Below are 19569 nucleotides of genomic sequence, written 5' to 3'. Positions count from 1 at the left end.
ATTAATCTGGAGGTGTCCTTTCATCCTTCATATCGCCAGGTTTTCCTACTCGCCAATGATGGAAGCTTACCGGCAACCTTGATCTTAATCCGGCAAAGGTTACCTCCTTTCACCGACTGGTCATAAGATTATATTAATCTTTAACAGTGAAAAGTCAATGTGCAGTAACATGCTGAATTTATACATACAATCTCAAGCTATTGATTTTGTGATCAATATTAATACTACTCCGACACATAGCTTGATATAATCTGTTTCATGTGATAATCTCTGCGAATGACAACAGAGATCGTTTTCCCCGGCATCGAAGAATATATGGCTCCCTATTATGGCTATTTCCATCGGTCAGAGAGCCGTGAACTGGCAGAATGTTACTTGGCCGGCCTGCTCATGGACGGTGAGCGCAAGTCAGTTGAACCCATGTCAGAGAAGGTAAACGCATCTGAACGAAGTATGCAGCGCCTCCTTTCGACTGCCAAATGGGACGATCAACTTGTTGCTGAGCAATTCCGCCGTTCCATGCTTGACGTCACTTCCGACCCGCAGGGGATCCTGGTTCTTGATGATACCGGGTTCCCTAAGAAAGGGTACGACAGTGTATGTGTTGCCCGGCAATACTGCGGTGCATCAGGCAAGACTGACAACTGTCAGATTGGCGTAAGCATGACGTATGTCGGCAGAGATGTCGCCTGGCCATATGCCATGGAACTGTTCGTCCCGGAATCCTGGGATCAGCAAAATGATGATTGCACCGCAAAGCGTAAAAAGGCTCACATGCCGGAGTCAGTGCACCATAAGTCAAAATGGCGCATGGCACTTGATTTTGTTGACCTGGCCCGAAAAGACAATGTTCCCCATCGTGCAGTCCTTGCTGACAGCTGGTATGGCAACATTCCGGAGTTTCGCAAGGAGCTTGAGTCCCGCAGTGAAAATTACATCCTGGGAGCTTACTCCAACACCCCGGTATTTCTTGAGGAGCCGGTCTTTGAAATTGCGCCAGTCAAAGAGCATAAGCGAGGGCGTCCACGAACTCGCCCTAAGGTAGTCTCCACAAACCCCGAACCGGTCAAGCTGTCGGTACTGGGCGAAAGCATTGCCGATGATGCATGGCAACGGCTAGAATTGAGGCTCAATTCCAAGGACAAGCCACTTGTTGCAGAGGCCGTCTCAATGAGAGTGTGGCCGGCTCACGGATGGCGGCAGGGCAATCATCATGAACAAGTCTGGCTCCTGATAGAGCGCCGCCCCCTGAACCTGGGTGGATACGAGCTTCGCTATTTCTTCAGCAATATGCCGCAGCATCTGGCAACGATTGACCTTGCCCGCCTCTACCATGAACGTTATTGGATAGAGCATGGCTATCAACAGCTAAAGGAAGAGCTTGGCCTTGATCACCATGAAGGGCGCTCATGGAGCGGATGGCATCGACATGTGCTCCTGACGTCCCTGGCATATGGCTATCTGACACTGTTGCGTTTGCAGCAAAAAAAACAGAAGAGTGCGACAGCGCGGAGCAACTGGATTCAGAAAAAATCGACACTGGCCAACGACGCTTTGTTCTGAAAACCAAACACCTGGAAAAGTGGCGCCATCGTTGCTGTTCTCTTCGTTCCTCTGAGCGATGGAGGCGGAGGCAACGACTCAAAGGCATGCCGTCCTTGCCTGACATCAGGCATCAGATTGCAAAGCTTCTGGTGCGAATATTGAAATGTTAAAGAACTATATGTGTCGGAGTAGTATTAATTCAAATCGCATAATGTTCCATTTATGACAGTCTTGCAGATTTTCGAGCCAAGGAGTCTGTCGGACTTAGGGGATCGTAGCGAGAGGATGGAAAATCGAGGGCAGATTTCCGGAAATTTGAGAGCTAATAGTGGACCTATTCGTCGAAAATTTCCGAAAATATTGACCGATTTGCCATTCTCGCAGTAGATTCATTCCTAAGTCCGACAGGCTCCTAGAATGAAAAAGGGGCGTCCGCTGACAACGGACGCCCCTCAAAATACCTTAAGAGTATGAATTTATTTGCCCTACCTGAAAAGTATAACGATTTACGCACCTACCGGTTTTGTTGTTGCCAGGAGCTTCCGCCCCACCCAGCTACTGGCAAACTGGTAAGCAATGCGGCCACTACGGTCACCTTTTTTCTGCGACCAGAGAATAGCCTCATCCTGCGCTTCTTTAGTCCACTCAAGCTCAGCGCCTTTTTTCTGACAAAGCTTGCCAACCCACTGTTTAACCACCTCAAGATACTGGTCCTGGCTGAAGGGGTGGAACGCGACCCAGATGCCGAAACGGCCGGAGAGAGAGATCTTTTCTTCCACCGACTCGCCGTGGTGGATCTCCCCTTCTACCATCATTGCGCCTCGGTTGTCGCTTTCATACTCGGGAATAAGGTGCCGCCGGTTTGAGGTTACATATATAATCACATTATCCGGCGGTGCGTAGACAGAGCCATCCAGCGCGCTCTTCAACATTTTGTAGCTCGATTCACCCACTTCGAAGGAAACATCGTCGGAAAAGATAATGTATTTGTACGGCTGGTCCTTCACTTCATCAACGATATCGGGCAGGTGCACCAGGTCGTCCTTGTCCACCTGGATGACCCGCAATCCCTCGGGCGCATAACTATGGAGCATGGCCCGTACCAGCGAAGATTTGCCGGTGCCGCGCGTCCCCCACAAAAGGATGTTGTTGGCAGGCAGGCCGGCCAGGAACTGGCGGGTGTTTTCCTCTACATCCCACTTCTGTTTATCGATACCGAGCAGGTCATCCAGACAGATTCCTTCAATACTCGGGATCGACTCCAGATACCCGGAAAACGAGTGTCGCCGCCAGTTGGCCGCATGACACACTGCCCAGTCTATCTTTGCTGTCGGTTTGGGCAGCAGCAGCTCCAAAGAGCTGAGTACCCGCTTAAGCTGTTCGGTTAATTCCGGTTCCAAGTTCATCGTTCCTCCGGAGATAAATGAAAGTCCGTGGGATTACAGGTATTTGCCGATAATAATATCGAGGTTCTTCTTCACCTCGTCGGGGATAATCGACTTTTCGGTGATAACGGCATACTGCATGGCGGACGAACAAGGGCAAGCCCTTTCACCGCTTATGAGGCCGACGGCATTTTTGATGATCGTCTTTGCCATAGCGACATTCTTCTTGATAGTGTCGATTATCGCATCTATCGACACATCTTCATGGGACTCGTGCCAGCAGTCGTAATCGGTGGCCAGGGCGATGACACCGTAACAGATTTCCGATTCCCTGGCCAGCTTTGCTTCCGGGATGTTGGTCATGCCGATAACGGAGACGCCGAACGAGCGGTACATGATCGACTCAGCCCTGGTGGAAAATGCCGGCCCCTCCATGCAGATATAGGTCCCTCCCTTGTGGGCCGTTGCACCGGCAGCCTGGGCAGCGGCAAAAAGAATATCAGACAGTTCCGCGCAGACCGGATCGGCAAACTGGACATGGGCAACGATGCCGTTGCCGAAGAATGTATTGGCACGGCTGGCGTTGGTGCGGTCGATAAACTGGTCGGGTATGACGATATGACCGGGAACGATTTCCTCTTTCATGCTACCCACAGCTGAGACGGAAATGAGGCGGTTCACCCCGAGCTTCTTCATGCCGTAAATATTGGCCCGGTAGTTGACTTCCGACGGCAGCAGCCGATGCCCCTTGCCGTGGCGGGGAAGAAATACCATCCTGACTCCGTCCAGCACCCCGGTGATAAATTCGTCGGACGGCTCACCAAATGGTGTCGTCACCGCTACGCTTTTCACGTCGGTAAGGCCATCCAGTTCATACAGTCCACTGCCGCCGATTATGCCGATTACCTGTTCGCTCATGTAGTGCCCTCCTTCATTTCGTATCCAAGTAAGTTTTAATCTTTCACCGCCTTGTCCAGCCGTCCCTTCAACTGTCCGCAGGCTGCCGATATGTCGCTGCCGCGGCTGGAGCGGGTGATGACCGTAACATGTTTATCGAGAAGAAATTTGTGAAATTTATCGATGGAGTCTTGGGTGGGTGCCTGAAAGGTACAGCCATCATGCTCGTTAAACGGAATCAGGTTCACTTTGGACGGAATATTGCTGATCAGCCGTACCAGCCGTTTGGCGTCATCGAGGGAATCGTTCACCCCCCTGATCATAACGTATTCAATGGTTATCCAGCGTCGCGACGGGAGCGGGAAGGCCTTACACGCGGCCAAAAGCTCCTTGAGCGGATAGCGGCGGTTAATCGGCATGATCCGGTCTCTCACCTCGTCGGTGGTCGCATTCAGGGAGACGGCCAGGTTGACCGTGACAGAAGCGCCCAGTTCCGCCATCTCCGGCACGAGACCGGATGTTGAAACCGTTACCTTGCGGGTCGAGAACTGAAAACCGTCTGGGTCGGTAAGTATCTTCAGGGCGCCGACCACGTTCTTCAGGTTGGCGAGCGGTTCCCCCATCCCCATGAAAACGATGTTGCGCACCGGCTCCTGTCGCTTGACCGCACAGACCTGATTGACGATCTCGGCAGTGGTCAGGTTCCTGGTCAGCTTGAATGTACCGGTCAGGCAGAATTCGCATCCCATGGCACAACCGACCTGGCTGGAAATACAGAGGGTGGTGCGGTCCTCATCGGGAATGAGCACGGATTCGACCGCGTTGCCGTCTGCGAGACGAAACAGATACTTTTTCGTCCCGTCAGCGGAAGCCTCAACAGCCTCCGCGTCCAGATTGCTGATCCAGGCGGTCTTTTCCAGCTCCTGCCGGAAATCCTTGGAAAGGTTGGTCATGTCCGCAAACTCTCTGGCATCCTGCTGATAGAGCCATTTGAAAATCTGCTTCGCGCGAAAGCGTTCCTTCCCTTGCCCCGCTATATACGCTTCAAGCTCTTGCAGCGTAAAGTTTTTTATGTCCACTTTTTCCATATCACAGATATAAAAAAGCCCTTCATGGAAGGGCTCTTTTCCTTGCTTTTATTAATTTCGAATTACACTAGTTCCAACTGGCTGAAGAAGTAGGGAATTTCAAAGGCAGCGGATTCCGGGGAATCGGAACCATGAACCGTATTCTCCTCGATGCTGACGCCGAAATCTTTCCTGATCGTGCCGGCTTCGGCATTGGCAGGGTTTGTGGCGCCCATAAGCTCACGCCATGCTGCAATGGCGTTCTCTTTTTCCAATGCAAGCACAACTACCGGATTCCTTGACATGAAGGTACAAAGATCATTGAAAAACGGGCGTTCCTTGTGTACGTAATAGAACCCTTCAGCTTCATTCTTGGTCAGGTGAATCTTCTTCATGCCGACAATTTTAAACCCTGCGCCTTCAATTTTATCGAGGACTTTGCCGGTAATGTTTCTTTCCACGGCATCGGGCTTAATGATCGCAAATGTTCTTTCCATACTTTCCTCCACAATTTTAGCTATTTATATCAATAGACCGTCTCAAATACCATTTACCCCGGCAAATGTCAATGAGATTCTCGCGATAGCATAAAAATAGCCTACAGAATATATTCTGTAGGCCATTTCGTTCCAGACTGTCCACTAATCCTGGGAAATTATTTTTTCTCAGCAGGAGCAGCAGGAGCTTCAGGAGCAGCAGGAGCAGACTTGGCAGTCATAGGAGCCTGAACCGGAGCAGCAGGAGCAGCCTGCTCAGCAGCAGGAGCCGGAGCTTCTTCTTTCTTCTTGCAGCCAGCGGCGAAAGCCAGAGCCAGAGCCAAGCACAATGCTAAAGAGATCAGTTTTTTCATTGACGATATCACCTCTTTTCTTTTTTGATTACCATCTGTTGCGCAAAGCGCATGGTTTTTTTTCAGTCACAACAAAGCGCAAATATACTATTAAAAAATGAAAAGTCAAGATTATTTTAACAAAAAATATTTTTACCACCGCACCCAGTCAACATGAGCACGGATTATACCATTCATGTTGATCGACTCGTTCACAAATTTATACAAACCATTTTAATATTCGTCATTTCTTCCATTGCGTAGCGTACTCCCTCACGTCCGAGTCCGCTTTCCTTGTTGCCGCCATAAGGCATATGATCGACTCGGAATGTAGGAACATCATTAATGATAACCCCACCCACATCGAGCCTTTTTACAGCTTTAAACGCCTTGTTTATGTCGCTTGTATAAATCCCGGCTTGTAAACCATAGATCGAATCATCGGCCATTTCCAAAGCCTCATCAAAGGTCTTATAGGGAAGGACCGAAACGATGGGGGCAAAAACCTCGGAACACATAACCTGCATGTCGCGGGTAACGCTGGTCAGCACGGTCGGCTCCAGACAGTTCCCCACAACATTGCCGCCAACGGCAATCACGGCACCCAGTTTTTTTGCCTCTTCCAGCCAGGAAACGGCCCGTTCCAGCTCCTTTCGCGAGATCATCGGACCGATATCACAGGTTTTGTCGAAAGGATCGCCTACCTTGAGGGATCGGGTGGCCTCGACAAACTTGGCGATGAATTCCTCATAGCGACTCTGGTGGACGAAAATCCGCTGCACCGAGATGCATACCTGGCCTGAATTGGCAAAACTCCCGATAACGCAGCGGGAGACCGCTTTGTCCACATCGCCGTCCTCCTCGATGATGGTCGGCGAATTGGAACCTAGTTCCAGCGTCACCCGCTTTAATCCGCTCCGGGACTTGATCCCTCTCCCCACCGGCGGACTGCCGGTAAAAGTAATCATTGCCAGCCGTTCATCTTCAACCAGCCGGTTGCCCACAGTGGCACCGCTGCCTATTATAACATTAAGCGCACCGGCAGGGAGCCCCGCTTCCATGAGCAGTTCTGCCAGCTTGAGAGAAGTAAGCGGGGTCTTGGTTGCCGGTTTCAGAACCACTGCGTTTCCTGTGGCAATAGCAGGGGCAAGTTTGTGCGCCACCAGGTTCAGTGGGAAATTGAAAGGGGTTATGGCACCAATGATTCCGATCGGGTTGCGGAGATAAAAACCGAATCTCCCTGCGGAAACCGGCGAAGCATCCATCGGCACGATCTCACCATGGCTCGCCCTTGCCTCTATGGCTGCAAATTTAAAGGTCTCGGCACTCCGCTCCGCCTCGGCAAGAGCGTATTTCCATGATTTACCCGCCTCCCTGGCGATGATACCGGCAATCTCCTCCTTATCCCGCATAATAAACTCGGAAGCTCTTTCAAGTATTTCGGATCTTTTATAGGCGGGCATGGCTGAGATTTCGTCAAATCCCTTCCGTGCAGAAACAATGGCCGCCTCCACATCTTCTGCAGTTGCCTCAGGCACTATACCTATCAAAGAATCATCGTAGGGGTTAATCACCTCAATCCCAGTTCGGTCGTCGCCTGACCATTCTCCACCAATAAGCATTCTGTAACGCCTGGCCATATAATCCTCCTTACGGATACGCTTAACCCTTGAAAATATTTGCTGAATATATTACATTAGCGCACAATTATCAACCGATAACAAGGACCTCATCGTGAACAACAAACTGACTGCCAGAGAAAAAAATCAACTCCTGAAACTAGCAAGAGAGGCCATCATCAACTGTGTGCGTGAAGTTATCCCCAAAAAAAAGGAGGTAACCGATGAAAACCTTCAATCCCATCAGGGTTGCTTTGTCAGCATAAAAGTTAACGGAACGCTGCGCGGCTGCATCGGCAATTTTACGTCAGAGAAACCGCTTTATAAACTGGTACAGGAAATGGCGGTTTCTGCTGCTACGCGGGATCCCCGATTCTATCCGATGAAAGAGCAAGACCTGGAAAATTTCGACATGGAGATTTCAGTCCTTTCCCCCTTGCAAAAGATTTCCTCAATCGAAGAGATTGAAGTAGGGACGCATGGATTGTATATTGAGAAAAATTTTTCCCGCGGCGTCCTGCTCCCCCAGGTAGCAGTCGAATTCGGATGGGACAGGGAAACCTTTCTCTGCCAGACCTGCATTAAAGCCGGGCTAAAACCGGAAGACTGGAAGGAAGGGACCGACATCTATATCTTCAGTGCCGAAGTATTCTGCGAAAAAGCTCATAGCTAAGGGACATAGAATTTCCTGATATACCGTTTTTGATTGGAGGGGCGAAGCTAACGCTTTACCTGCTTCGCCCGCCTTTGGTGGCGTTGCGAACAAGGGCGAAGCACGATGAAGCCGTGCTGTCGCCCCTACGTGGTATAAAAAACAAACAGTGTCCAACTGCCGTTTCTGTCTAGGGTTGAAGGCTTGTCGTTACAAAAAAGGGAGACGCTAAAAGCGTCTCCCTTTTTTATACTTGATAAGGGTGCGCACATTTGTGCGCCCCGACAACATTTCTAGAACTTGCGGCCGCCTTCTTCCGCCCACTTCTCCAGCATATCGGTGGTAACGGACTTGGGACGCTCGATAGCGTAGCCGAGGCCGCGGTCCCAAGTGATGTTGGCCATGCAGCCCAGTGCGCGGCCGACGCCGAACAGGACGGTGTAGAAGTCCCACTCTTTGAGGCCGTAGTACCACTGGATGACGCCGGACTGGGCATCAACGTTCGGCCAAGGGTTTTTGGTTTTGCCGTGCTCGGTGAGGACGCCCGGAGCAACTTCAAAGATCATGGCAACCAGTTTGAAGAGCGGATCGTCCTTGAGGCCGGGGGTGTTGAGGCAGAACTCACGCTGTGACATGTAGCGCGGATCGGTCTTGCGAAGAACGGCGTGGCCGTAACCCGGAATAACCTGACCGGCATTGAGGGTATCCCACAGTGCCTTGGTGACGAGTTCTTTAGTGGGCTCGACGCCTTTGCAGTACTTCTCCTGGAACTTCATGGTCCAGTCGAGAACTTCCTGATTGGCAAGACCGTGCAGCGGACCTGCCAGACCGTTCAGACCGGCTGAGTACGCATAGTAGGGGTCGGAAAGGGCGGAGTGCACCAGATGAGTGGTGTGGGCTGAAACGTTTCCGGACTCGTGGTCGGAGTGCAGGATGAAGTACATACGGGCAACGTCCTTGTACTCTTCACTCTGGCCGATCATGTGGGCGAAGTTGGCGCCCATGTCCAGTTTCGGATCGATAGCGATCTGCTTGTCGCCCCTGAACTTCAGGTTGTAGATGAAAGCAGCGATGATGGGGATGCGAGCAACGATATCGCTGGCATCTTCGTATACTGATTCCCAGGCAGTCATCTTGTTGAACTTGCCCGAATTGTAGAAACCGGCGAACTTGGAATCTTTCTGCAGGGCCAGGATACCGACGGAAAGCATAACCATCGGATGGCTTTCACGAGGCAGGGCGCGGATCGCGTCAAACACGTACTGGGGAACTTCCTGACGCGTTTTCCACTCGGCCACGACTTCATCCACCTGAGCCTGGGTCGGAACATCGCCGGTCAGGAGGAAGTACCAGAAGGACTCGACGGTCGGATACTTGGAGCCGTCAGCCTTTGGCAGGGCGGCAAACGTCTCGGGGATGGTCTTGCCGCGGAAGCGTATCCCTTCCTGGGGATCCAGGTAGGAGATGTCGGTAACAAGGCTGCGGATGTCGCGGGCGCCGCCGATGCATTGGTCGATGGTTACCTGGTCGATGATGACCTTGCCGAATTCCTTCACGAGTCGGGTAGTGCGGGGACGATGTGCCTCAATCTTCTGCTTCAGGGTTTCCTTAAGTGCCATGGTGTTTGTTCTCCTTTTGTCTGTTGGGGTGATTAATAAAAATGAAATGCATTACAAGCCAAAAAGACCTAACCAACTCCCTCCTTTCCTACACCGATTGATAACGCCTAGACATGGTACGACTTAAATATATACAAGGTGAACGATGCAAACGAAAAACAGCGGGAGGATAGACACATAAAACGTTAGACTATAATTCTAAAATATACTGTATACAAAATTTGCGTAACTTATACCATCCTGTCATATTAAATTCAACAAAAAATTTATGTTAAGATATTTTATAAAATTATTAATTTCTGGTCGGAAAAGGTAAGCTGCTTCAGACCGCTTTCGGTGAGGTAAAAGGTGTTTTCGATGCCGATTGCTCCCTCGCCGGGAAACACCACCTTCGGCTCGAAGGCAAAGACCATTCCCGGTTCCAGGGTCATGTCATTGAACCCCTTCGCCAGAAACGGATATTCATCAATCTCGATACCAAGGCCGTGGCCGATGAAAGAAACCTGCGCCCCCCTGCGGCCCATGAAGCTTTCCGCATAGCCAAGCTCCACTGCCAGGTCCAGGCATTCCTCGTAAATCCGCCCCCAGGTCGGCCTCTCGGGTGCAAGCGCCATCATCCGTTCCTGGATCTTCAACATGTCCTCATAACCTTTCTTCAGCTTATCGGACAACCCGCCAATGGCAAATATCCGTGTCTGATCCACCAGATAGCCATCAAAACTGCCAGCAAAATCGACAATAATCGGTTCATTTCTTTCTATTCTATTGTATCCGGCCCCCTGGCCGAAGCTGGGATTCAGCCCCATACCGCCGAGAGGCGTGTCCAGGTAGGCCGGAACCGCGGTATCAGGGCCGGAAAACACATGGGCATAAACCATTTCTCCATTGAAAGCCCGCATCCTGACGAGACCCTGATGCCCCTCTCTCCTGGCAGTGTATTCAAGCTCTGCGGCAAGCTCAAGGTCGGTCATACCCTCGCGGACCACCTCTTTCACCCTGCTGTTGACCTTGTCCACCTGGTTGGCAGCATCCTGAAGCAAATGTATCTCATAATGGGTCTTGATCATCCGCACCTTGCGGATACTGGGGGTGGCATCACTGAACCGGGCTGCTGGAAAGACCTTTTGGTAACGGTCGAAAAAGTTGACCGGCAGCACGTCCAGTTCCATCCCGATCCGCGCAGGCACAGGATAGCCGTAACCGGCAAGAAGTGCGGGAAGGTCCTTCATGGAGCTGAACGGCACCACCTCCTTCAATCCGCATTCCATCCGCGCCCGCATGAAATCCTTGCGCACCATGTAAAGCGGCTCTCCTTCAGCCGGGACATAGAGATTGCCGGCCTGTATGGTGCCGGTAAAATAGAAGAGATCGGCGTTCTGCAGCATGATCACCGCATCCAGTCCCTCCTCAACCATGAAATGCTGCAGTCGTTTGCACCGGTACGCAAGTTCCTCAGCAGGTGTGATACGCATAATGCCCCCTTAAAACGGTTAATCCGTCACAGAATTTTGTTTTTCCCGCGCTTCTTTGATCAGCTTTCTTTTCTTTTTCCCGCCGAGGAAGGTTTCTTCAACAATAATCGCTATAAAGCAGACCATAAACAGAAAAAATATGATACCCAACGCCTTTTCTCGCATTCCGTGCTCCTTTAATAACAAAAGGCTGAGGATTAAATGGCTCAGCCTGATGCGAATCTAAATTGTGTTATGCCGTTTCACCGGCATCCTCCAGTTGCAACTCGCGGATTGCCATCTCCCGCAGCTTGAATTTCTGAATCTTGCCAGATGCGGTCATGGGATAGGAATCAACGAATTTCACATATTTCGGTATCTTGTAGTTGGCTATCCTGCCCCGGCAGAACTCCCGCGCCTCTTCCTCGGTCATCGTCACACCTTTCTTCAGGACAATGGCCGCCATCACTTGCTCGCCGTACTTGCGGTCAGGAACACCGTAGACCTGCACATCGGAGACCTTCGGAAGGGTGTAAAGGAATTCCTCGATCTCGCGGGGATAGATGTTCTCGCCGCCGCGGATAATCATGTTCTTTATCCGGCCGGTGATCTTGCAGTAACCATTCTCATCCATCACCGCCAGGTCGCCGGTATGCAGCCAGCCGTCGGCATCAATCACCTTGGCCGTTTCTTCCGGCATATTGTAATACCCTTTCATCACCAGGTAGCCGCGGGTGCACAGTTCTCCCTGCTTGCCGGGGGGGAGCTCGTTGCCCGTCTCGATATCGACAATCTTAACCTCCACGTCAGGGAGCGCCCGACCGACCGTGGCAACCCTCAGCTCAATGGCATCATCGGTGCGGGTCTGGGTGATTACCGGAGAAGATTCGGTCTGACCATAGGCAATCGTTATTTCCGAGGCGTTCATATCGCGAATGACCCGCTTCATCACCTCGATCGGACAGTTGGAGCCCGCCATGATCCCGCTTCGCAAGCTTTTCAGGTCGAATTTCGGAAACTCGGGGTGTTCCAGTTCGGCGATGAACATGGTCGGAACGCCATGTACGGCGGTACAGCGCTCCTTTTCAATGGCCTGGAGCACCTTGAGCGGATCGAAGATCTCCACCGGCACCATGGCGGAGCCGTGGGTAACGCAGGCCATGACCCCAAGCACGCAACCGAAGCAGTGGAAGAACGGCACCGGGATGCAGAGGCGGTCCTTGTCGGTGAACCGCATGCATTCGCCGATGTTGAAACCATTATTGATGACGTTGAAGTGGGTCAGCATGACACCCTTGGGAAAACCGGTGGTTCCTGATGTGTACTGCATATTGATCACGTCGTGGCGGTCAAGGGTTGATTCCACTGCGGCCAGCTCGGCATCGGACACGTCCTTGCCCAGTTCCATGATACCGGTAAAATCAACCATGCCGGCGTGGCTCCCCTCACCAAGAAAAACCACATTCTTTAAACAGGGAAGATTTGCAGCCTGAAGCTCGCCCGGCCTGCTGGTTGCCAACTCAGGCGCCACATCCAGAAGGGTCGCCACATAGTCGGTGTCTTTGAACCCCTGGACGAGGAACAGCGTATTCGAATCGGACTGCTTTAATATATACTCCAGCTCCGCAGACTTGTAGCTGGTGTTGACGGTCACCAGTACAGCGCCGATCTTGGCAGTGGCAAACTGGAGGATGACCCACTCAGGAACGTTATAGGCCCAGATTGAGAGGTTATCTCCCTTTTTAATTCCCATCTTGAGCAGCCCCTTGGCCACCTGACGGCAGACCTCGTTGAATTCCCGATAGGAATAACGAAGGCCCCTCTCAACATAAATCAAGGCTTCGTTATCAGGGAATTGCTGCGCAATATGATCCAACAAACCTCCCATAGTAAATTCAAGCTGCCGTGACATAATTTATCCTCCGGAGTTTCGTCATATCTGGCCTTTACATGCAAATTTAACTCATTGATTTAAAAGGGATTTACCAATTATCACAGCATTTATGACAAGTCAAGGTTTTAAAACGAAGTGTTATTCCTTTATTTTTCTTATTTTTGTTACACCATGTGTTACATTTTATTATTGTAAATAATCCTTGACAGAAGCATTCTCCTTGCATTCCGGTTATTTACGCTAACATATTGTTTTAATTGATTATTTCGACAAGATTACTGTCAAAATCCCACTGCCGTTTTCTTAGGCAATTTGCTGCGAGTATCATATTTATTAAACCTTTTTCCGTTGATTAACATATTATCCACAATACTTATCCACAGGCGCTGTGGAACAGCCGACCAGGCTTTTTACACACCTGTAACATAACTGTCATATATCTCCTGTAGCATCCGATAAGAAGATCAGCAAACTATTGGTTTCTGATTCGGAAAGCGGGGATTTTTTGTCCTGGCAAGGAAATCAAGGGTTGCGCGGAGGCGTACATCGGTACGCCGCACAAGCAAGCCCGCAGATTGACACAGTCAGGGCGGAAAAGCACCCTTTCCGGACAGAAACAAACCAAGAAAGAGAGCCGCAATGAAGACCATACTCGTGATCGAAGACGAACGGGACCTGGCGGAACTGATAGCCTTCAACCTGGAAAAGGAAGGATACCGGCCGCTCATCGCCCTTGACGGTGTTTCCGGCCTGGAAGCCGCGCGCAGCAATCCTCCCGACCTCATTCTCCTGGATCTGATGCTTCCCGGCCTGATGGGGACCGAGATCTGCAAGCTCCTGAAGAAGAATGAAAAAACCGCCGCCATTCCGATCATCATGCTGACCGCCAAGGGGGAGGAGATAGACCGGGTCGTCGGTTTTGAAGTGGGCGCGGACGATTACATGGTGAAACCTTTCTCCACCCGGGAGTTGTTACTGCGGGTCAAGGCGGTGCTGCGCCGCACCATGCCGGAAAAAGCGCAGGGAAAGTGCATCACCATCGGCCTCGTCACCATCGACACCGAACGGCACATGGTCAGCGTTGCCGGCGAAGAGATTGTCCTCACGACCACCGAATTCAAGCTGCTCCTCAACCTGGCCGAGCGCCTGGGGCGCGTGCAGAGCCGTGACCTCCTGCTGCAAAACGTCTGGGGATACAATTATGTGGGGGATACCCGGACGGTGGACACCCATGTGACAAGGCTCAGGACCAAACTCGGCGAGGCAGGAGAAATGATCAAGACCGTGCGTGGTTTCGGCTACAAGATGGAGGAATAATGAAGGTCACCTTTCGCTGGAAACTGATGGTCTCATACCTCTGCCTGGTGTTGCTCATGGGCGGCATACTTTACGGCTACCTTAATAACGCCCTTGAAGACTATTTGCTGGCCGAAATAAAGGACAATCTGACAAACGAAACCAGGATGGCGGCGCTCATGGCAGGAAGAGAAGGTGGAGACCTGTACCATGATGCCCAGGCAATTGCCGCAGCTATCGGCAAAGAGGTGAAGGCCAGGGTCACCATCATCGCCCGAAACGGCGAAGTGGTCGGAGATTCCCAGGTCAAGGCCGATGAGCTGAAGGGTCTGGAAAACCACCAGAACCGGCCGGAAATCCTGGCTGCGCAGAAAGAAGGGACAGGGTCGTCCATCCGATACTCATCGACCCTGCAAACTCCCATGCTCTACGTTGCCAGACCGCTGGAACTGAAGAACGGCGAAAGGGTCACAATCAGACTGGCCCTCCCCCTGGAGCAGCTGGTAAAGGCCCGATCAACCATTCATACAATTCTCGGCGTCGCCATGGCCCTGGCGCTGTTGGCCTCCCTCCTCTTCAGCTACGTCCTCTCCAACTTCACCTCCCGCTCGTTGCGCGCCATGGCATCCATCGCCTCCCGCATCGGCAAGGGGGAATACGGACTGCGGGTGCCGGTGAAGGGCCGGGATGAGCTCGGCGAACTGGCAATGATCATGAACGACATGTCGGTAAGAATCGAGGGGCAGCTGGCGCGCATCTCCACGGAGAGAAACCGTCTTGACACCATACTGCGGGGGATGGGCGAAGGGCTTATGGTTACCGACGCAAAAGGGACCATCACCCTGGTCAACCCGGCGTTTCGCGACCTGCTTGCCATCACTGAGGAAGTGGAGGGAAGGCCGCTCATCGATATTACGAGACACCCGGCCCTCCACTCTGCCTATAAAACAATCATCGCCAGCAAAAGCGAGCGGCTTGAAGAGATAACCCTTGACGCCAAAGGGGAAAAAACCATCCTCACCCACTGGGTGCCGCTTCTCGACGGGGACCGGCTGCAAGGAGTGGTTGCGGTCTTTCACGACATAAGCAACATCAAGCGACTGGAGAAAATCCGCCGGGATTTCGTGGCAAATGTTTCACACGAGTTGCGCACCCCGGTAACCGTTATTAAAGGATACGCCGAAACACTCCTTTCGGGCGCATTAGCAAGTGATCCGGAACGTGCAGTCCGTTTTGTCGAAATCATCCATAGCCATTCGGAAAGATTGACCAGCCTTATCGGCGACCTGCTCACCCTGTCGGAGCTGGAATCGGGGGATGTGAGCCTGGAACTGTCCATGGTCAACATTGAAGGGACTGTCAGGCATGCCCTGATGCTCCTGGAGCAAAAGGCCGCTGACAAGGGGATCACCATCGACTGCAGCACGATCAAGGCAGCGCCGCCCATTCTGGGTGACCGCGGCAGACTGGAGCAGGTGCTTATCAACCTCCTGGACAATGCGATCAAGTACACGCCGGAAAAAGGAACAATAACCGTCAAGGCTGCCGATGAAGAGAAAATGCTGAAAATCTCCGTCACCGACACCGGCATGGGTATCCCCCCCAAAGACCTGCCGAGGATTTTCGAGCGGTTTTACCGGGTGGATGAAGCCCGCAGCCGCGAGCAGGGAGGGACCGGTCTCGGCCTCTCCATCGTAAAGCATATTGTCCAGGCCCACGGCGGCGCCCTCTCCGTGGAAAGCACCGTCGGTAAAGGGTCCACATTTTCATTTACCCTGAAAAAGGCTGAAGAGAAATAAACCCGAATGCGTCCATCCTGAAACTGCGGAAGAGACACAAGCACAACTCCGGCGGCCTTCTCGCAGCAATGGTGACCATGCCGCCGTTGCTGATGCACGCCCCCCCCTTCTTCGATGCGCCCCCCAAGGTTTGACCAAAAAACCGATCTGCGGGCGGCCCGCCATGCCTGCTTTATTGTCCGGATTCGTCCAGCAGATATTTATTTTCGGAGGGAATCGTCAACCAAAAAGTCCGTAGCACGGCCGCTTACTACGCAGATAATTGAGCGGTGCTAATTGAGTGGTTGAAAAAGGCTGCCAGTTAGTCTAGGATAGATTGTTTTTTTTAAACAGCCGACATAATAATATTTGCTAGAAAGGACCATGAATGAACAACAAGAAACAGGAAGCCCATTTAAAAGAGTGGCAATGCCTCGAAGAGTATGCCGAACAGATGCTCCCCATGATCGGCCGCCTTTACCGTGACCACAACATCGTAACCAGCGTCTACGGCCGTTCGCTGGTCAACAACCCAACCATCGATATCCTCAAAGCGCACCGCTTTGCCCGACTGATCCTTGAGAGTGAACTCACGGTGCGGGACACTTTTCCCATCATCGAAGCGATTACCAGACTTGACCTGGCCCCGGCGCGGATCGATATCGGCAAATTGACCGTCCGTTACCAAGCCATGGGCGGCACGATGACGGTAGACGACTTTGTCCGGCAGGAACTGGCAGCAATCAACACCGGTCGCACCACCTTGCTGAGTGAACCGCAGGACATCGTCCTTTACGGCTTCGGCAGGATCGGCAGGCTGCTCGCCCGCATCCTCGTCGAAAAAGCGGGGAGCGGTGAAAAGCTCAGGCTCCGGGCAGCCGTGGTGCGCAAGGGAAGCGCTGACGATCTGGTCAAGCGGGCCAGCCTGCTCCGCCGCGACTCGGTGCACGGCCAATTCCACGGCATCATCACCATAGACGAAGAAGAAAATGCGATCATCGCCAACGGCAACATGATCCGCATTATCTACGCCGATGCCCCGGAAAACGTCGATTACACCCAGTACGGCATCCACAACGCCATCCTCATCGACAACACCGGCAAGTGGCGCGACCGGGAGGGACTCGGCCGGCACCTGAAGGCCAAGGGAATTGCCAAGGTGCTCCTCACCGCCCCCGGCAAAGGGGATATCCCCAACGTCGTGTCCGGCGTGAACAATGAGCTGATCACCTCGGAGGAAAGTATTTTTTCAGCCGCCAGCTGCACCACCAACGCTATCGTCCCCGTGCTGAAGGCGGTCAACGACCGGTTCGGCATCGTCAATGGCCACGTGGAAACCTGTCACTCATACACCAACGACCAGAACCTGATCGACAACTACCACAAGGCTTCACGGCGCGGCCGGAGCGCCCCGCTGAACATGGTCATCACCGAGACCGGCGCCGCCAAGGCCGTGGCCAAGGTCCTTCCCGAGCTCACCGGCAAGCTGACCGGCAACGCCATCCGCGTACCGACCCCCAACGTCTCCCTGGCCATCCTCAACCTGGAGTTGGCCCAGCCGGTCGACATCAATGCGATCAACGGATACCTGCGGGAAATATCCCTCGACTCGCCGCTGCAGAACCAGATCGACTACACCAACTCCCCGGAGGTCGTCTCCAGCGACTTTGTCGGCTCCCGCCACGCCGGGGTGGTGGACTCCCTGGCCACCATCACCAAGGGGAACCGTTGCGTCCTCTATGTCTGGTACGACAACGAATTCGGCTACAGTTGCCAGGTGGTGCGCATGGTCCAGAAGATGGCCGGTCTGGAGCTTCCGTCGTTTCCCAGTTGAGAACCGGACAGAAACAAACCGCCGCATAAAAAAAGGGCACTCCACTGAGTGCCCTTTTTAAATTCTTTTACCCGTCAAAACTATCGCCCCACTGAAAAGATATCGACCCCGGACAGCAAGCGTTCGAGATACCTGGATTTCATCTGACTGCTTGCCATAAGCTGCTTGACCGGAGGAAGCCTGAGGATCACCCCGAGGACCGCGGCCATGGCCCGGTGACTCATGAGCGCCTGATTGTCGAAGATCAGGTTTTGCAGACGCCCCCTCTCAATGGCCATGAGCACCACGCGGTGGGCGGAATTGACCGGGGTGATGACCCGCTGCGGCCGGGACTCAAGGCGGATGGCCGCCACCGGGCAAGACCGGACGCAGACCCCGCAACCGAGACAGTTCTCCCTATCGATCCTCGCCTTTTTTCTCGCCGGATTGAGAGGATCGTTGGCAGTGATCAGTTCCGCCACCGCAACCGGACACGCCGCAACGCACCTGCCGCAGCCGTTGCACCTGTCGTCACGGAGAACCGGAATAAAATTCGTCGTATGCACCGGGTGAAGGTGGGCAAAGCGGCGGGCGGCTATCATCGACTCGCAGCAGCAGCCACAACAGTTGCAGATAAAGTTCACCCCCTCACGGACGTTGTCGCCGAACTGGACAAGCTTCCGATCATGGGCCTCCTGGAGGAGGTCGAGCGCCTCGGCTGCATCGATGGAGCGGGCATGTCCGTGACGGACGAGCGGCTCGGCTGCACTATTGAGGGAGAGGCAGATCTCCTGCGGAGCATCGCAGGCCTTTCCCATGTGCGACATCTTGTGGCGGCAGTAGCAGAGCCCCACGCCGATATGGCGGGCGGTGCGCAGCACCTCGCTCGCCCGTTCATAGGCGAAGACCTGGACAGCGTTTTCAGCCGAAAGGGCCGGCTCACAGACGAAGGTCCGGCCGAGCTGCGTCTCCCCCACGGTAAAGAGATTACGGATGAAATCCTCCTCCACGTTGAGGTACTCGTAGAAGAGTTCGCTCAAGGCCTTCTGGTCGATATCTGTGCGGACCCGCATGAGGGAGAATTCGAAAAAGCCGGCCATGGGCGGCGGCAGAAGATAGATCGTCCTGCCGTTCTGTTCCAGGTCAAGAAGCAGTGCCCGGGCGGCAAGACCGTCGAGAATGGCCCGGGCATCCTTCTCCTGCATCTGCAAAGCCTTTGCCGCACGGCGGGCGGTAAACGGCATCACCGGCAGCCGGGAGAGGAACGCGGCCTCTTTTTCGCTGAAGAGGATGGCGAGGATCTTAAACAGAAGCGGCGAAGGAGGCGCCCCTTGGGGGAACTTGTTGAGTCGTTCGACCAGCTGCCGGTAGCCGGATTTCGGTGCATGATGGGACATGGCGGACCTTTCGATCGTGGACGTGGCTGATTATGCTCTCAGGAATGAGATGCCCTGGAACAAGTGTACCTTCAACACAGCACATCGCCAACTCCGGCGAAAGAAAAAATTACCTTGCTGCCGTATTCCGTTGAATCGCCTGTCGAACCGTCATTCACACGCCTTCAGCTTCCAAAGGTAGTGGAGTTTTTCATGATTTTTATCTCAGATCGAAGACGCCATGCCACCATGAAAAGGCGTTGACTGTAATTCTTGACTTTTTGTTTGTTTCAGGAAAGACTTTGAATGAACCGGTGGCCTGGCTGAGACCGATTGTAACGGACAGAC

Annotated in this window: 16 protein-coding genes; 5 read left to right on the top strand and 11 right to left on the bottom strand. The window is 52.9% G+C overall.

Annotation, left to right across the window (positions count from 1 at the left end; translation table 11 throughout):
• Window positions 1–276: 276 nt before the first annotated feature.
• On the top strand, window positions 277–1563 hold the full coding sequence (locus tag GURA_RS08065) for an IS701-like element ISGur14 family transposase (protein WP_011937817.1): 1287 nt from the start codon (window positions 277–279) through the stop codon (window positions 1561–1563).
• Between the two features lie 488 nt (window positions 1564–2051).
• Here the strand turns inward: GURA_RS08065 and GURA_RS08060 are convergent, their stop codons facing one another.
• The 6 genes from GURA_RS08060 to GURA_RS08035 all read right to left on the bottom strand — a co-directional run bounded on the left by GURA_RS08060 (window position 2052) and on the right by GURA_RS08035 (window position 7363).
• Window positions 2052–2951 carry an ATP-binding protein gene (locus GURA_RS08060; protein ID WP_011938490.1) on the bottom strand — a complete coding sequence of 300 codons (900 nt, stop codon included), beginning with the start codon at window positions 2949–2951 and terminating at the stop codon, window positions 2052–2054.
• A 33-nt stretch (window positions 2952–2984) separates the two neighbouring features.
• Window positions 2985–3848 (bottom strand): S-methyl-5'-thioadenosine phosphorylase, encoded by an 864-nt coding sequence (mtnP, locus tag GURA_RS08055; protein WP_011938489.1) that lies wholly within the window; start codon window positions 3846–3848, stop codon window positions 2985–2987.
• 35 nt (window positions 3849–3883) lie between these two features.
• A complete protein-coding gene (rlmN, locus tag GURA_RS08050; protein ID WP_011938488.1) occupies window positions 3884–4915 on the bottom strand; it encodes a 23S rRNA (adenine(2503)-C(2))-methyltransferase RlmN in 1032 nt (343 codons plus the stop codon).
• 62 nt (window positions 4916–4977) lie between these two features.
• The gene (ndk, locus tag GURA_RS08045) at window positions 4978–5391 is read right to left on the bottom strand and encodes a nucleoside-diphosphate kinase (protein ID WP_011938487.1); all 414 of its coding nucleotides are present in this window, start codon (window positions 5389–5391) and stop codon (window positions 4978–4980) included.
• A gap of 158 nt (window positions 5392–5549) precedes the next feature.
• Window positions 5550–5744, bottom strand: coding sequence for a hypothetical protein (locus tag GURA_RS08040; protein WP_011938486.1), 195 nt, complete (start codon window positions 5742–5744; stop codon window positions 5550–5552).
• A 191-nt stretch (window positions 5745–5935) separates the two neighbouring features.
• A complete protein-coding gene (locus GURA_RS08035; protein WP_011938485.1) occupies window positions 5936–7363 on the bottom strand; it encodes an aldehyde dehydrogenase family protein in 1428 nt (475 codons plus the stop codon).
• 94 nt (window positions 7364–7457) lie between these two features.
• Between GURA_RS08035 and amrA the strand changes: the two genes are divergently transcribed.
• Entirely contained in the window at window positions 7458–8015 is a 558-nt protein-coding gene (gene amrA / locus GURA_RS08030) for an AmmeMemoRadiSam system protein A (protein ID WP_011938484.1), read from the top strand.
• 272 nt (window positions 8016–8287) lie between these two features.
• On the opposite strand, the gene GURA_RS08025 is transcribed toward amrA, so the two are convergent.
• The 4 genes from GURA_RS08025 to GURA_RS08015 all read right to left on the bottom strand — a co-directional run bounded on the left by GURA_RS08025 (window position 8288) and on the right by GURA_RS08015 (window position 12976).
• Window positions 8288–9613 carry a citrate (Si)-synthase gene (locus GURA_RS08025; RefSeq protein WP_011938483.1) on the bottom strand — a complete coding sequence of 442 codons (1326 nt, stop codon included), beginning with the start codon at window positions 9611–9613 and terminating at the stop codon, window positions 8288–8290.
• A 281-nt stretch (window positions 9614–9894) separates the two neighbouring features.
• On the bottom strand, window positions 9895–11085 hold the full coding sequence (locus GURA_RS08020; protein WP_011938482.1) for a M24 family metallopeptidase: 1191 nt from the start codon (window positions 11083–11085) through the stop codon (window positions 9895–9897).
• An 18-nt stretch (window positions 11086–11103) separates the two neighbouring features.
• Window positions 11104–11250 carry a hypothetical protein gene (locus GURA_RS24625; protein ID WP_011938481.1) on the bottom strand — a complete coding sequence of 49 codons (147 nt, stop codon included), beginning with the start codon at window positions 11248–11250 and terminating at the stop codon, window positions 11104–11106.
• Window positions 11251–11317: 67 nt separating this feature from the next.
• Complete coding sequence (locus GURA_RS08015; RefSeq protein WP_011938480.1) at window positions 11318–12976, bottom strand: AMP-binding protein; 1659 nt, start codon at window positions 12974–12976, stop codon at window positions 11318–11320.
• 621 nt (window positions 12977–13597) lie between these two features.
• Between GURA_RS08015 and GURA_RS08010 the strand changes: the two genes are divergently transcribed.
• The 3 genes from GURA_RS08010 to GURA_RS08000 all read left to right on the top strand — a co-directional run bounded on the left by GURA_RS08010 (window position 13598) and on the right by GURA_RS08000 (window position 17866).
• Entirely contained in the window at window positions 13598–14275 is a 678-nt protein-coding gene (locus GURA_RS08010) for a winged helix-turn-helix domain-containing protein (protein ID WP_011938479.1), read from the top strand.
• Window positions 14275–16053: a two-component system histidine kinase PnpS gene (gene pnpS / locus GURA_RS08005; protein ID WP_011938478.1), complete on the top strand. Its 1779-nt coding sequence runs from the start codon at window positions 14275–14277 to the stop codon at window positions 16051–16053. The genes GURA_RS08010 and pnpS overlap by 1 nt, the downstream gene beginning before the upstream one ends.
• A gap of 367 nt (window positions 16054–16420) precedes the next feature.
• Window positions 16421–17866 (top strand): glyceraldehyde-3-phosphate dehydrogenase, encoded by a 1446-nt coding sequence (locus GURA_RS08000; RefSeq protein ID WP_011938477.1) that lies wholly within the window; start codon window positions 16421–16423, stop codon window positions 17864–17866.
• 80 nt (window positions 17867–17946) lie between these two features.
• Here GURA_RS08000 and GURA_RS07995 read toward each other — a convergent pair whose 3' ends face one another.
• A complete protein-coding gene (locus GURA_RS07995) occupies window positions 17947–19242 on the bottom strand; it encodes a 4Fe-4S dicluster domain-containing protein (RefSeq protein ID WP_011938476.1) in 1296 nt (431 codons plus the stop codon).
• Window positions 19243–19569: the final 327 nt, after the last annotated feature.

The sequence above is a fragment of the Geotalea uraniireducens Rf4 genome (assembly GCF_000016745.1).
Lineage (GTDB): Bacteria > Desulfobacterota > Desulfuromonadia > Geobacterales > Geobacteraceae > Geotalea > Geotalea uraniireducens.
Note: the sequence above shows the minus strand (reverse complement) of the source record. Positions and strands in the feature narration are given on the sequence as shown.